This window comes from Amycolatopsis sp. 195334CR, from assembly GCF_017309385.1.
Lineage (GTDB): Bacteria > Actinomycetota > Actinomycetes > Mycobacteriales > Pseudonocardiaceae > Amycolatopsis.
Window position 1 is genome coordinate 1,976,477 of record NZ_JAFJMJ010000002.1, and the last position, 12,880, is coordinate 1,989,356.

General features: G+C 72.2%; 13 protein-coding genes. 5 read left to right on the forward strand and 8 right to left on the reverse strand.

Annotated elements, in window-relative coordinates; translation table 11 throughout:
- Nucleotides 1-30 precede the first annotated feature (30 nt).
- A complete protein-coding gene (locus tag JYK18_RS32385) occupies nucleotides 31-597 on the reverse strand; it encodes a hypothetical protein (RefSeq protein ID WP_206807210.1) in 567 nt (188 codons plus the stop codon).
- Between the two features lie 159 nt (nucleotides 598-756).
- On the opposite strand from JYK18_RS32385, the gene JYK18_RS32390 reads away from it, so the two are divergent.
- Nucleotides 757-2,148: an FAD-binding oxidoreductase gene (locus JYK18_RS32390; RefSeq protein WP_206807211.1), complete on the forward strand. Its 1,392-nt coding sequence runs from the start codon at nucleotides 757-759 to the stop codon at nucleotides 2,146-2,148.
- Here JYK18_RS32390 and JYK18_RS32395 read toward each other — a convergent pair.
- Nucleotides 2,123-3,904: a GAF domain-containing protein gene (locus tag JYK18_RS32395; RefSeq protein WP_206807212.1), complete on the reverse strand. Its 1,782-nt coding sequence runs from the start codon at nucleotides 3,902-3,904 to the stop codon at nucleotides 2,123-2,125. The two genes, JYK18_RS32390 and JYK18_RS32395, sit on opposite strands and share 26 nt — an antisense overlap.
- Before the next feature lie 91 nt (nucleotides 3,905-3,995).
- Between JYK18_RS32395 and JYK18_RS32400 the strand changes: the two genes are divergently transcribed.
- Nucleotides 3,996-4,802, forward strand: coding sequence for an alpha/beta fold hydrolase (locus JYK18_RS32400; RefSeq protein WP_206807213.1), 807 nt, complete (start codon nucleotides 3,996-3,998; stop codon nucleotides 4,800-4,802).
- Nucleotides 4,803-5,045: 243 nt separating this feature from the next.
- Here the strand turns inward: JYK18_RS32400 and JYK18_RS32405 are convergent, their stop codons facing one another.
- Nucleotides 5,046-6,227, reverse strand: a complete 1,182-nt coding sequence (locus JYK18_RS32405; RefSeq protein WP_206807214.1) for a sorbosone dehydrogenase family protein — start codon at nucleotides 6,225-6,227, stop codon at nucleotides 5,046-5,048.
- A 157-nt stretch (nucleotides 6,228-6,384) separates the two neighbouring features.
- On the opposite strand from JYK18_RS32405, the gene JYK18_RS32410 reads away from it, so the two are divergent.
- The gene (locus tag JYK18_RS32410) at nucleotides 6,385-6,846 is read left to right on the forward strand and encodes a hypothetical protein (protein WP_206807215.1); all 462 of its coding nucleotides are present in this window, start codon (nucleotides 6,385-6,387) and stop codon (nucleotides 6,844-6,846) included.
- On the opposite strand, the gene JYK18_RS32415 is transcribed toward JYK18_RS32410, so the two are convergent.
- From JYK18_RS32415 to JYK18_RS32435, 5 genes are all read right to left on the reverse strand, one after another.
- On the reverse strand, nucleotides 6,843-7,262 hold the full coding sequence (locus JYK18_RS32415) for a VOC family protein (protein ID WP_206807216.1): 420 nt from the start codon (nucleotides 7,260-7,262) through the stop codon (nucleotides 6,843-6,845). The two genes, JYK18_RS32410 and JYK18_RS32415, sit on opposite strands and share 4 nt — an antisense overlap.
- Nucleotides 7,263-7,325: 63 nt before the next feature.
- Nucleotides 7,326-9,155, reverse strand: coding sequence for a glutamine--fructose-6-phosphate transaminase (isomerizing) (gene glmS, locus JYK18_RS32420; protein WP_206807217.1), 1,830 nt, complete (start codon nucleotides 9,153-9,155; stop codon nucleotides 7,326-7,328).
- A 13-nt stretch (nucleotides 9,156-9,168) separates the two neighbouring features.
- Nucleotides 9,169-9,450, reverse strand: coding sequence for a hypothetical protein (locus JYK18_RS32425; protein WP_242583491.1), 282 nt, complete (start codon nucleotides 9,448-9,450; stop codon nucleotides 9,169-9,171).
- 54 nt (nucleotides 9,451-9,504) lie between these two features.
- Nucleotides 9,505-10,482 carry an aldo/keto reductase gene (locus JYK18_RS32430; RefSeq protein ID WP_206807218.1) on the reverse strand — a complete coding sequence of 326 codons (978 nt, stop codon included), beginning with the start codon at nucleotides 10,480-10,482 and terminating at the stop codon, nucleotides 9,505-9,507.
- A gap of 53 nt (nucleotides 10,483-10,535) precedes the next feature.
- Nucleotides 10,536-10,970, reverse strand: coding sequence for a MarR family transcriptional regulator (locus tag JYK18_RS32435; RefSeq protein WP_206807219.1), 435 nt, complete (start codon nucleotides 10,968-10,970; stop codon nucleotides 10,536-10,538).
- Nucleotides 10,971-11,070: 100 nt separating this feature from the next.
- Between JYK18_RS32435 and JYK18_RS32440 the strand changes: the two genes are divergently transcribed.
- Nucleotides 11,071-12,144, forward strand: a complete 1,074-nt coding sequence (locus JYK18_RS32440; protein ID WP_242582333.1) for a substrate-binding domain-containing protein — start codon at nucleotides 11,071-11,073, stop codon at nucleotides 12,142-12,144.
- A gap of 94 nt (nucleotides 12,145-12,238) precedes the next feature.
- Entirely contained in the window at nucleotides 12,239-12,868 is a 630-nt protein-coding gene (locus JYK18_RS32445; protein ID WP_206807220.1) for an AmiS/UreI family transporter, read from the forward strand.
- Nucleotides 12,869-12,880 lie beyond the last annotated feature (12 nt).

Genomic DNA, 12,880 nt, shown 5'->3' on the forward strand with positions numbered 1-12,880 from the left:
GGATCGGTGGTGGCGTGGCGCGGCCACGGTTCAGCCCGGTTCGGAATTCGGTGCCGGGGACTCGACCGGCTTCGACTTGGCCGGTTTCCCGGCTTCCTCGGACGGCTCCTCCGACGGCGGCTTCTCGTCGTCGATGCAGGGCCTGGCCAGCACGGTGATCCGCCCACCCGGCTTGACCGGGCGCGGGGTCACCGATTCGACGCAGTCACCCTTGCCGCTGATCACCACCTTGACCCCGCACCGGTTCCGCCCGCACTGCTCGTGGTCGGCGAGCTGGCCCTCCATGTCTTCCTTGACCTCCGCCGGGCTGCGGCCACCGCCGGTCCGCGTGTTGTCGTAGTCGATCGGGCCGCCTGGGATGTCCGGCGGCTCGTCGGTGACCTCCGCGCCACCCGTGCCGCCGGTGTCACCGGTACCGCCAGTCCCATCGGTGCCATCGGTGCTGTCGGAGCCGCCGGTGCTGTCGGTGCCCTCGCCCGGCTCACTGGTGGTCCCGCCCGGCGCACCCGGCGGATCACTGTCCGGCCCGGGACTGCCACAGGCGACCAGCGCCACGCACGCCGCCGCGATCGTGATGGTTCTTCGGATTCCCTTCATCGCACTCACCCCTCACCGGAGAGGACGGCCAAGCGGAGCAATCTGATACACCGGCCGCACGAACGGAGCAACCGGGTGGAGGTGGTCTCCATGGCCGGTCGCGGACGGTGGCGGGTTCCTCCATTGGACGGAGCGGCTCACCCGTGCGAGGTTGGCGAGATGCGTGCTCTGGTGGACGATCTGCGCCGGGACCTGCCCGCCGACCGGCTGGTGCTCGACCCCGACCTGATCAGCGGATACGTGCACGACGAGGCCGAGTGGGCCCCGCACGGCACGCCGTGCGCGGTGGTCCGGCCCCGGACGTCCGACGAGGTGCGGGCCGTGGTGCTCGCCTGCCTGCGGCACCGCGTGCCGGTCGTCCCGCGGGGTGCCGGGACCGGGTTGTCCGGCGGCGCCAACGCGATCGACGGCGCCGTGGTGGTGAGCACCGCCCAGATGACCGAGATCCGCGAGATCGACCCGGTCGAACGCCTCGCCGTGGTCCAGCCGGGTGTGGTCAACGACGACCTGCGCGCCGCCTGCGCCGAGCGGGACCTCTGGTACCCGCCCGACCCGGCGAGCGCGCCGTGGTCGACCATCGGCGGCAACGTGGCCACGAACGCCGGTGGCATCTGCTGCGCCAAGTACGGCGTCACCCGCGACTACGTGCTGGCGCTGGAGGTGGTCACCGGCACCGGCGAGCTGGTCCGGCTGGGCAGGCGGACGGCCAAGGGCGTGGCGGGCTACGACCTGGCCGGGCTGGTGGTCGGCTCGGAGGGCACGCTCGGCGTGGTCACCGAGGTGACCGTGCGGCTGCGCCCCCGCCGCGAGCCCGAGCACACCGTGGCCGGGTACTTCTCGTCCATTGTGGACGCCGGGCGGGCGGTGACCGCGATCGGCGCGGCCGGGCTGACCCCGTCCGCACTGGAGCTGATCGACCGGCACTGCCTGGCCGCGGTGGACCGGTGGAAGAACATGGGCCTGTCCGCGGACGCCGACGTGGTGCTGCTCGGCCGCACCGACGCGCCGGGCGAGGCGGGGGAGCGCGAGGTCGAGGCGATGCTGGCGTGCTTCGAGCACGCCGGGGCCACCTGGGCCGCGCGGTCCACCGACCAGGAGGAGGCCGACGCCCTGTTCGCCGCGCGGCGGCTCGCCTACCCGGCGCTGGAACGGCTCGGCCCGGTGCTCACCGAGGACGTGTGCGTGCCGCGGGCCGCGGTGCCCGAAATGCTGGCGCGCATCGAGAAAACGGCGTCCGAAATGGACACGCTGATCGCGAACATCGCGCACGCCGGGGACGGCAACCTGCACCCGCTGCTGATCACCCCGCCCGGCGACGAGGACGCCCGCCGCCGCGCGCAGGCCGCGTTCGACCGGATCATCGCCGACGCCATCGACCTCGGCGGCACGGTCACCGGCGAGCACGGCGTCGGCCTGCTCAAGCGCGACGGGCTGAGCGCCGAGCTGAGCCCCGCCGTGCTGGACCTGCACCGCGCGGTCAAGGACGCGCTCGACCCGCACGGGATCCTCAACCCCGGCAAGGTGTTCACTCGCGCGCCCGGAGCGCGCTGAGCACCTCGTCCAGCCGCAGGGCGAGCTGGATCTCCAGCGCGCGCTGCGGTTCGCGCCAGCCGGGGCCGAGCAGTCCGTCGATGCGCTCGAGCCGCTGGTACAGGGTGTTCGCGTGGATGTGCAGCAGTTCGCAGGTCCGCGCGTGGTGCCGCGACTGCTCCAGGTACGTCCGCAGCGTGGTGGCCAGCCGCTCGTGCGCGAGCAGCGGGCCGACCGCGTCGGTGATGAACACCAGCAGTTCGTCGCGACCGGCCTGGCCGAACAGCGACCGGTACAGGCCGAGTTCGGCGGCCCGCGCGCAGTCGCGGGCGCGGCCGAGCGCCAGCAGCACGGTGGCGGTCTGGCGGGCGGACTCGTGGGCGGTGCGGATCGCGTGCACCCCACCGGAACACGGCGCGATCCCGACCGCGCAGGGCAGGTCGAGGCGGCGGATCCACCCGGCCGCGCGCTCGGCCGTGGTCCCCGGCAGCAACGCGACGACGTGCCCGCTGTGTTCGGCCGACCAGCCGCCGAACTCCGCCACGACGCGCCCGGCCAGCGCGGTCGCCTGCCGCGGGTCGGCGTCACCCGGATCGAAGACCGCGACCGCCCGCACCCCGGCGACGCCGATGCCGACGCGCCGGGCCCGCCGCCGGAGCCCGGCTTCGTCGGCGCCGGGGGAGAGCAGCGCGCTGACGAACTCCCCGCGGGTGCGCAGTTCCGCCTCCGCGCGCGACTGCTCGGAGGTGATCACCACCGCCACCGAGGTCGCGCCGAGACCGAGCAGCCGGGGTGCGTCGGCGTCCTGGGCGGCCGCGCCGCTCGCGATGAGGCAACCGGCGTACCCGCTGCCCAGCACCACCGGCGCCAGCACCGCGTCACCGACGTGGACCACGGTGCGGGGTTCACCCGAGGGTTCGGCGGACCCCGGCTCACCGGCGAGCAGTTCGTGGTCCGCGCCGAAAACGGCGACCGGACCGCCCAGCGCTCGCGCCAGCTCGCCGGCGATCTCGGCGAACCCGCCGCCGTCGATCACCGCGGCGGTGAGCCGCTCACGTAGTTCGTCGGCGCGGCGCAGGGTCGCGTTCGCGGAGCTGAGTTCCTCGAACAACCCGGCGTTGTGCAGTGCGACCGCGGCGTGGGACGCGAGCGCGGCGAGCAGTTCGACTTCACCGCCATGGAAGGCCCTGGGCCGCCGATCGGCTGCCAGCAGCACCCCGACGGTCTGGTCTCCGCGGATCAGCGGAACGCCGAGAATGCCACCGAGGTGCTCGCTCCCGGCGGCCGCGTCGATGCTTCGGAGGTGCTCGATGCGGGCGTCGCGCAGGTAGTCCTCGGTCCACATCGGCTCGCCGGTGCGCAGCACGCGGCCGCCGAGACCGGTACCCGGGGACAGCTCGATCCCGCGCAGCGCCGCGCCCATGGAGCCGTCGGCCACCTCGATCCGCAGCCGGTCGTCGGCCTGCCGGAGCATCAGGTACGCGACGTCGACGCCGAGCAGCCGCCGGGCCTGCGCGGCGACCTCGCTGAGCACCTCGGCGGAGTCACGCAGCGTGGTCAGGCGGCGGGCGAGGTCGTTGAGCACGGTCAGCTCGGCCGCGTGCTGCCGCCGGGCGTCGAGCCGCCGCCGGATGGCGAACGCGCGGTCGGCCGCCAGCGCCAGCCGGTCGCGGTCGGCACCGCTCGCGCCGGTCAGCTGCTCGCGGCGGAAGTCCTCCAGCTCGGCGTCCGGTCGTTCGTCGGCGAGCAGGCGCAGCCAGGAGTCGGTCTCGGACATCCCTCCATCATGGAGAGCTTCTCCATGATCAGCCACAGGTGGGGAGGATCTGTCCATGGGAGCCGCCGCCCGCGCGTGCTTCGATGGGGGCATGGGCTCAGTGACCACCAGTGACGGCATCACCCTCCACCTGACCGACGAAGGCAGCGGACCGGCGGTGGTGCTGGTCGCGGGGTATCGCGCCGCCGCCGAGACCTGGGTGCTCCAGGCCGACGCGCTGACCGCGGCCGGGTACCGCGTGCTCTGCCTCGACCGCCGTTCGCAGGGCCGGTCGGACGCCCCGGCGTTCGGGCAGCGCATGGCCCGCCACGGCAAGGACCTGCACGACGCGCTCGTGGCGGCGGAACTGGACGAGGTGCTGCTGATCGGCAGTTCGATGGGCGCCAGCACGATCTGGTCCTATGTGGACCTTTTTGGCGGCGAGCGGGTGCGGGGTGTGGTGAGCATCGACCAGACGCCGCGGATGATCAACGGGAACGGCTGGTCGTATGGCTTCTACGGCCTCGACACGGCGAACTCGGGCGACTTCTTCACCGGCGGCGTGCCGGAAACCGGTAAGGGGCTGAGCGCCGAGCAAGCGAGCCAGGGCCTGCTGCGGCTGGTCGACCGGCTCGGCGCGGAGAACGTGAGCCCGCCGCCCGACCGGCCGGAAACCCTGCCGCTGCTGCACGACCACGCCCACCAGGACTGGCGGGACGTGATCGCGCGAGCGGAGTTCCCGGTGCTCATGGTGGCGGGCCGGGAAAGCCAGTTCTGGCCGTGCGAGCACGCCGGGGCCGCGATCCGGGACACCCGGTCGGGCCGGGCGGTGGTGCTGGAGGACGCCGGGCACGCCACCCACCTGGACCGCCCGGACGCGGTCAACGACGCGCTGCTCGCCTTCGCCGGTGACCTCTAGGTGCGGCCCTTGCCCTTGCTCCTGTCGGTGCACACCGCGTTCGCCGAGTCCGAAGTGCACACCTGCAGGTACACGGTCTGGTCCTGCTCACCGAACTCGTGCCGTCGTACGCGAAAACGTAGGCCGACGTGCCGCTTAGCCCGCGACTGCGACCGCCACTCTGATGGTTCCGCGGTGTGCCATCGTTTCCCCTCTCTGGTCGGTGCGAGGGGAACGATGGCGGCCACCGCTTTTACGCCGGTTTCATTTTCGCTGGAAGGAAACCTTGTGCAGGCGGCCGGGGTACTCGTCGGCCACGTACAGCTCGCCGTACTCGTCCACGCCGAACGCGGTGACGTCGGTCGGGAAGGCCCCGATCTCGCCCTCGAAGTAGGTGCCGTCGCCGTTGTCCCGCACCGCCCACGCGGTGCCGCGGCAGAAGTCGGTGGCCACGTAGGTGCCCGCCGCGAGGTCGGCGAACTGGCGCCCGCGGTAGACGTGCCCGCCGATCACCGCGCAGCCCTGCTCACCGGAGACGTAGTCGAACACCGGCCCGGTGTACTTCGCCTTGGGGTCGCAGCGGTCCTGGTTGTACACCACCGGACCCTCCATGCAGGACCAGCCGAAGTTGACCCCGCCCTGGTGCGCGCGGATGTGGTCGACCTCCTCGAACCGCCCCTGGCCTACGTCGCCGATCCACAGCGAGCCGTTGTGCGGGTCGAACGAGAACCGCCACGGGTTGCGGAGGCCGTACGACCAGATCTCGGTGCGCACCCCGGCGTTGCCGACGAACGGGTTGTCACCCGGCACGCAGTACGACTTCCCGCCGCACGAACGGTTCACGTCCAGGCGCACGATCTTGCCGAGCAGGGTGTCCAGCCGCTGCCCGGTGGCCAGCGGGTCACCCGCGCCGCCGCCGTCCCCGATGCCCCAGTACAGGTTGCCGTCCGAACCGAAGGCGACCTGCCCGCCGTTGTGGTTGGGGAACTCGCTGTGCGGCTGGGACAGCAGTTCCTCCACCGCGCCGGTGTCCAGCCGCACGCGCGCGAGCGTCACCGCGTGGTCCGGCAGTCGCGTGTACGCCGCGTACGCGGTCTTGCGGTCCTTCGCCAGCGCCAGCCCGAGCAACCCGCGTTCCACCGCCCCCGAACTGATCCGGGCACTGATGTCCAGCACCGGCTGCGCGGCCAGCCCGGTCTTCGGGTGGAAGGCGCGGATCACCCCGCGCTTCTCGGTGACCAGCAGCCTGCCGTCGCCGACCGGCGTGATCGAGGTGGGGTTCTGCAGGCCGGTGGCCACTTCGGTGGTGACGACGGTCAGCTGGTCCAGCGGCACCGAGGCCCGCCCGGTCTCCGTCCCGCTCGCCGGTACCAGACCACCCAGCAGTGCGGTGGCGGCGAGCGGTACGGCCAAAGACCACCGTTTCCACGCGTGCAGTCGCGACATGTCAGCTCCTTGATTGGTCTGGTCCAATTCAAGCGGGCGTCCGGGCGCCGCGGTACCCCCAAACGGACTGCCCCGGCCGGAGTTTCGCCGCCGGGAAACCCGGGTGAAAGCCGGGCACGGAGAGTCTTGCGCGAGAACCGACAAGAGGGAGACATCCATGCTGGTCACACGAAGAATCCTCGCGGGAACGACCGCGATCGCCGCCGTCGTGCTCGGGGCCGCCCCGGCCACCGCCGCGGCCGCGGACGGCACCTGGAAGGCCTATGGGAACACCAATCCGATCACCTCCAGTGCCAGCACCTGGACGTGCGGCGGCACCAAGTCGATCGCGACCAGCGTGGGCGCGCAGGTCTGCATGGTGGTGACGCCGAACCGGGAATCCATGCAGGGTGCGGTGATCGTGCGCAACAACAAGTCCAGCACCTTCAGCACGAGCGCGGCGATGCACCTGTACCGGCCCTCCGGCGCCGAGGTGCTGGACGGCTGGGTCTGTCACACGTCCGGGGTGGCCGCGAACTCCTGGTCGGTGTGCTTCGGGAAGACCATCACCCATCCCGGCCCGACCCGCGCGGAGGGCTTCGCCAACGGCAAGGTCCTCGGCTCCTCGCCGAACACCTAGAAGACCGGTCGCGGCACCAGGACCACCAGCCAGCCGTCCGGGTCGGGAAAGGCGAGTGCGCCGTTCTCGGCCCAGTACGGGTTTTCCAGCTCGACCGGTTCGTGGCCGGCCTCCCCGAGCCGGACCACGGTTTCCTGCATCCGCGTGTCGCCGTCGAAGTACAGCACCAGCAGGTTTTCCTGGGTGGGTGCCGGTCCCGGGCTGCCCTCGGCGTGCGAGGTGAACTCCAGGTGGTAGTCCGTGCCCGGCAGGCCCAGCATCACGCCGTCGTACCCGGCGTGCCCGGTGAAGCGGTACAACTCCGGCAGGCCGAGGCAGCCCGAGTAGAACTCGACCACCTCGGCCAGCCGGTCGGTCGGCCGCGCCACGCGCACCTGCGCCACGGCCAGTCCCGGCGGCCACTCCTGATCCCGCATCCGTTCCGTCCTCTCGTTCGTCGAGAGCACGCTAGAATCTGGAGTGGACTGGAGGTCAAGGCCTCATTCGACGGTGACGCTCTTGGCCAGGTTGCGCGGCCGGTCGATCTCGCGGCCCAGCGTTTTCGCCAGGTGGTAGGCGAACAACTGCAGGGCGACCGACAACGTGATCGGCGCCAGTTCGCGTTCCGCCCGCGGCACCCGGATGACGCCGGTGACCACCCCGGGCGGCAGGTCCGCGTCGGTCACCGCGATGACCGGGCCGCCGCGGGCCTTGATCTCCTCGATCGTGGACAGGTTCTTGGCCAGCAGGTCGTCGTCCGGCAGCACCACCACGGTCGGCATCTCCGGGTTGATCAGCGCGAGCGGCCCGTGCTTGAGCTCGGAGGCCTGGTACGCCTCGGCGTGCACGTAGGAGATCTCCTTGAGCTTCTGCGCGCCCTCCCTGGCCACCGGCCAGCCGCGCACCCGCCCGACGAAGAACATGTGCTCGGCACCGGCGTACTTCCTGGCGATCTCCGCGATGGCAGCCTCGGTGCCGAGGATGCCGGTCAGCTGCGACGGCACCGCGAGCAGGCCGTCCACCAGGCGCCTGCCGTCGGCCATCGACAGGTCGCGGACGCGCCCCAGCTCCAGCGCGAGCAGGGCCAGCGCCACACCCATGTTCGTGAAGGACTTGGTCGCCGCCACCGAGATCTCCGGTCCCGCGTGCAGGAACAGCCCGCTGCCGCACTCGCGCGCGATCGAGCTGCTGACCACGTTGACCAGGCCGATCACCCGGCCGCCCTTGCGCTTGAGCTCGTGCACCGCGGCCAGGGTGTCCAGCGTTTCGCCGGACTGGCTGATCGCCACGTACAGCGTTTCCGGGTCCACCACCGGGTTGCGGTAGCGGAACTCCGAGGCCGGTTCGGCGTCGGCCGGGATGCGCGCGAGCTGCTCGATCAGCTCGGCCCCGAGCTGCCCGGCGTAGTAGGCCGAACCGCAGCCGAGCAGCTTCACCCGCCGGATCTGCTGGTACTCGCGCGGGGTCAGGCCGACGCCGTCGAGCCGGGCGGACATGAACCGGCGGTCCAGCCGCCCGCGCAGGCAGCGGTCGACCGCGTCGGGCTGCTCGGTCATCTCCTTGAACATGAAGTCCGGGTGCTCGCCCAGTTCGTAGTCGATCGAACCGGCTTCGAGCGCGGTCGGCGGCCGGGTGGTCGAGCGCGTGCCGCCGGGGTCGTTCATGGTGCTGGTGTGGTAACCCTCGGCGGTGACCGTGGCCAGCTCGTCGTCCTCGAGGTAGATCACCTTCTCGGTGAACCGCACCAGCGCGGCGGTGTCCGAGGCGATCAGCATCTCCCGCTCGCCGAGCCCCAGCACGATCGGGCTGCCGCGCCTCGCGGCGACCAGTTCACCGGGATTCTCCGCGTCCATCGCGATGACGCCGTACGTACCCTCCACTTGGGACAGTGCGTCGCGCACCCGATCGGCCAGAGTGGACGCTCCGCTGCGCGCGATCAGGTGGGCGAGCACCTCGCTGTCGGTGTCCGAGGCCAGGTCCGCGCCGTCGGCGGTGAGGCGCTTGCGCAGCGCGTCGGAGTTCTCCAGCACGCCGTTGTGCACGATGGCGAACCGGCCGGCCGGGTCCAGGTGCGGATGCGCGTTGCGGTCACTGGGTTCGCCGTGCGTGGCCCAGCGCGTGTGCGCGATGCCGGCGGCGCCACTGAGCCCGTCCGGGATGACCCGGCGCAGGTCCGCCACCCGGCCCGCGGTCTTGTGCACGCCGATCCCGTCCGGGCCCGCCACCGCGACGCCCGCCGAGTCGTAACCGCGGTACTCCAGCCGGTGCAGCCCCTCGACCAGCAGGGGGATCGCGTTCTTCGAACCGGTGTAACCGACGATGCCGCACATCCGGGCGTTCCTTTCAGCCGTAGACGATGCGCCGCAGCTGCCGTTCCGACAGCTCCGGCGCCGCGACCGGCCGCACCGCGAGTTCTTCGCGGAGCCGGGGCCAGATGGCGGCGTTCGGGAGCTGCCGGGCGCGCAGCTCGGCATGGCGCCGGCGCACGTACTCCTCGGGCGTCTCGACGAAGTAACCCATCACGTCGGAGACCACGCGCCTGGCGATGGCGGACGGCAGGCCGCTGGTCCTGACCACGTGGCGCAGCAGGTCCTCCGGCACTTCGTCCCCCACGGCGGCCAGCATCGCACCGGCCGGGGGAGCGGCCCAAATCCCGTGCCCGGATTCGGGCACGTCAGCTCACCACCGGTCGTGCACCAGCGGGCGGATCAGCTCGTCGTACACCGCGCGCACCGCTTCGGCGGCCTCACCGTCCACAGGGGGCAGTGCGGCCGCGGAGGTGTTCGCGCCGGCCTGAGCCGGGTTCCGGGCGCCGGGGATGACCGTGCTCACGCCCGGCTGGTCCAGGATCCACCGCAACGCGAATTGAGCGAGGGTCTGACCGGCCGGGACCAGGCCACGCAGCCGTTCGACGGCCTCGAGCCCGACCTCGTAGGGCACCCCGGCGAAGGTCTCGCCCACGTCGAACGCCTCGCCGTGGCGGTTGAAGTTCCGGTGGTCGTCGGCGGCGAAGGTGGTGTCCTTCGTGTACTTGCCCGACAGCAGACCGGAGGCGAGCGGCACCCGGACGATGATCGCCGCGCCCGCCTCGGCCGCGGCAGGCAGCACCCGCTCCAGCGGCTTGAGCCGCAGGCAGTTCAGGATGATCTGCACCGAGGCCACGTTCGGCCTGGCCAGCGCGGTGAGCGCCTCTTCGCAGGTCTCCACGCTGACGCCGTAGCGCGCGATGCGGCCCCGGGAGACCAGGTCGTCGAGCGCGTCGAACACCTCGTCGCTGGCGTACACCGGCGTCGGCGGGCAGTGCAGCTGGACCAGGTCGAGGGTGTCCATGCCGAGGTTCCGGCGGGAGCGGTCGGTCCACTCGGCGAAGTGGGCGGCGGTGTAGTTCTCCGGCACCTGCTCGACCCGGCGGCCCATCTTGGTGGCGACGAACACGCCGTCGTGGTGGGCGCGGAACCGGCCAACCAGCTGCTCGCTGCGGCCGTCGCCGTAGACGTCGGCGGTGTCGAAGAAGGTGACCCCTGCACCGGCGGCGGTTTCGAGCACGGCCAGCGCGTCGTGCTCGCCGACCTCGCCCCAGTCGGCGCCGAGCTGCCAGCAGCCGAGCCCGATCGCGCTGACCCCGGTACCCAGGCGCTTCACCTGACGAATCTCCATGCCGCGATTCTGGCACCGGTACCCGAGGCCAGAGACCGAACCCCCGCGGGGCGCTAGGCCCGGTCGGGTGCGGACATCCCGCCGAGCGCGGCGAGCAGGGCCAGCGCCCGCTGCCCGTCGTCCGTGCGGTCGAGCAGTTCGGCTTCGGCCTCGGCCACCTTGGGCGCGAGCCGCCGGTGCGCGGCCTTGCCCCGCGGGCCGAGGTAGACCCGCACGCGGCGGCGGTCCTCGGCGTCGACCTCGCGGTAGGCCACCGCGGTGGAGACGAGCCGGTCGACCACGCGGGTCAGCGTCGGGCCGGTGGCCAGCGTCCTGGTGGCCAGGTCGGCCATGGACAGCCCCCGCTCGCGGGCCAGCGCGTCGAGCACCAGCCACTGGTCCAGGGTCAGGTTCTCCGGTCTGAGCACTTCCTCGACCCTGGCCGTGACGGCTCGCAGCGCGCGGGTGAGCGCCCTGGTCAGCGGTTCGGCACCGGTGTGCGCGGTCATCGGCGGCCTCGGTCCTCCCTCTTGCGGAATCCTCCCCGGATTGTAAGACTTTGTTCCAGCTGGAAGTAATCGACCAGTACGGGACAACCGCGGAGACCGGATGAGTTTCGCCGCCGCCCGCGATCGCCGGGCGGACTGGCGCGTCGCCATGGTGATCCCGCTGCAGGGCCCGGCCGGCCTGTTCGGCCCGTCCTGCGAGGCGATCGCCGAGCTGGCCGCGCACGAGTTCAACACCGCGGGCGGGGTGCTGGGCCGCGAGGTCTCCCTGCACGTGGTCGACGGGGGCGCGCCGCCGTCGGTGGTGGCCGCCGAGGTCGCCGCGCTGGCCGAGGCGGGCGAGGTCGACGCGGTCACCGGCTGGCACATCTCCTCGGTCCGGCACGCGCTGGCCCCGATGCTCGCCGGGCGGCTGCCGTACGCCTACACGTCGTTGTACGAGGGCGGCGAGCGGCGGCCGGGGATCTTCTGCACCGGCGAAACCCCGCGCGTGCAGATCGAACCCGCGCTGCGGTGGCTGCGCGACCACCTCGGCGCGCGGCGCTGGTTCATCGCCGGTGACGACTACGTGTGGCCGCGGGTGTCCACCGGCGCGGTCCGCCGGTTCGCCGGCGAACTGGGCCTGTCCATCGCGGGGGAGGCGTTCGTCGGGCTCGGCGGCGGCGACATGGCGGGGCTGATCCGGCAGGTCGAGGCCAGCGCGGCGGACGGCGTGCTGATGCTGCTGGTCGGCCAGGACGCGGTGGAGTTCAACCGCGCGTTCGCCGCGCGCGGCCTGCACGAGCGGCTGGTGCGGTTCAGCCCGCTGATGGAGGAGAACATGCTGCTGGCCAGCGGCAGCGCGGCGACCAGGAACCTGTTCGTGGCGGCGGCCTACTTCCGGTCCATGGTCAACGCCGACGCGATGGACCTGCTCGGGCGCTACGTCGGCCTGCACGGGGTGACCGCGCCGCCGCTGAACAACGCGGCGGAGTCCTGCTACGAGGGCCTGCAGGCGCTGGCCAGCCTGGCGCGCCGGGCGGGCAGCGCCCGCCTCTCGGACTTCAACGCCGTGCTCGACGGCGTCGCCTACCACGGTCCGCGCGGCACCGTCGAGTTCCAGGGCCAGCAGGCCCGCCAGCGCGTCCACCTCGCCGTCGCCGACGGCTGCGACTTCGACGTGATCACCCGCCTCTGACGCGGTTCTGCCGCTCGGTCTTGACGGTGCGCCCGTCTCCATTTACTTTCATCTGAAATTATTCCAAGCGGTTGCAATGAGGCGGAGGCCGCGGATGAACAACGTGGGCTTGCTCTACGTCGGGGCGGTGCTGCTGCTCAACGGACTGATGCTGCTCGGCCGGGTCCCGGCCCGGTCGGCGGCGGCGCTGAACCTGTTCGTCGGCGCCCTGCAGTGCGTCACCCCGACCGTGCTGATCATCCAGGCGGGCGGCGACCAGGACGCGATCCTCGGTGCCTCCGGGCTCTACCTGTTCGGCTTCACCTATCTCTACGTCGGCGTGGCGAACCTGGCGAACCTCGAACCGGCCGGGATCGGCTGGTTCTCCCTCTTCGTGGCCGGGGCGGCGCTGGTCTACTCGGGACTGTCCTTCTGGCGCGATCACGACCCGGTCTTCGGCGTGATCTGGCTGGCCTGGGCGCTGCTGTGGGCGTTGTTCTTCGTGGTGCTCGGCCTCGGCGCCGAGCGGCTGACCCGGTTCACCGGCTGGCTCACCGTCTTCTTCAGCCAGCCGACCTGCACCATCCCGGCCTTCCTCGCGCTGACCGGCGGCTACCGCCCCAGCGCCGGGCTCGCCTGGCTGACCGCGGCGCTGCTGGCCGCGCTGCTCGTGGCCGCCGCGCTGCTGGCCGGCCGCGGCACCGAATCCCGTTCCGTTCCGGCCGCCACCGCGGCGGCCGCGTGATCCCCAGGAGGA

What these genes read in the sequence shown, in the direction of transcription:
- JYK18_RS32415 (WP_206807216.1), bottom strand. Translation starts at nt 7,262, where the DNA reads ATGCGGGATCAGGAGTGGCCGCCGGGACTGGCCGTGGCGCAGGTGCGC.
- JYK18_RS32385 (WP_206807210.1), bottom strand. Translation starts at nt 597, where the DNA reads ATGAAGGGAATCCGAAGAACCATCACGATCGCGGCGGCGTGCGTGGCG.
- JYK18_RS32395 (WP_206807212.1), bottom strand. Translation starts at nt 3,904, where the DNA reads ATGTCCGAGACCGACTCCTGGCTGCGCCTGCTCGCCGACGAACGACCG.
- JYK18_RS32435 (WP_206807219.1), bottom strand. Translation starts at nt 10,970, where the DNA reads ATGACCGCGCACACCGGTGCCGAACCGCTGACCAGGGCGCTCACCCGC.
- JYK18_RS32445 (WP_206807220.1), top strand. Translation starts at nt 12,239, where the DNA reads ATGAACAACGTGGGCTTGCTCTACGTCGGGGCGGTGCTGCTGCTCAAC.
- JYK18_RS32390 (WP_206807211.1), top strand. Translation starts at nt 757, where the DNA reads ATGCGTGCTCTGGTGGACGATCTGCGCCGGGACCTGCCCGCCGACCGG.
- JYK18_RS32405 (WP_206807214.1), bottom strand. Translation starts at nt 6,227, where the DNA reads ATGTCGCGACTGCACGCGTGGAAACGGTGGTCTTTGGCCGTACCGCTC.
- JYK18_RS32430 (WP_206807218.1), bottom strand. Translation starts at nt 10,482, where the DNA reads ATGGAGATTCGTCAGGTGAAGCGCCTGGGTACCGGGGTCAGCGCGATC.
- JYK18_RS32425 (WP_242583491.1), bottom strand. Translation starts at nt 9,450, where the DNA reads ATGCTGGCCGCCGTGGGGGACGAAGTGCCGGAGGACCTGCTGCGCCAC.
- JYK18_RS32440 (WP_242582333.1), top strand. Translation starts at nt 11,071, where the DNA reads ATGAGTTTCGCCGCCGCCCGCGATCGCCGGGCGGACTGGCGCGTCGCC.
- JYK18_RS32400 (WP_206807213.1), top strand. Translation starts at nt 3,996, where the DNA reads ATGGGCTCAGTGACCACCAGTGACGGCATCACCCTCCACCTGACCGAC.
- glmS (WP_206807217.1), bottom strand. Translation starts at nt 9,155, where the DNA reads ATGTGCGGCATCGTCGGTTACACCGGTTCGAAGAACGCGATCCCCCTG.
- JYK18_RS32410 (WP_206807215.1), top strand. Translation starts at nt 6,385, where the DNA reads ATGCTGGTCACACGAAGAATCCTCGCGGGAACGACCGCGATCGCCGCC.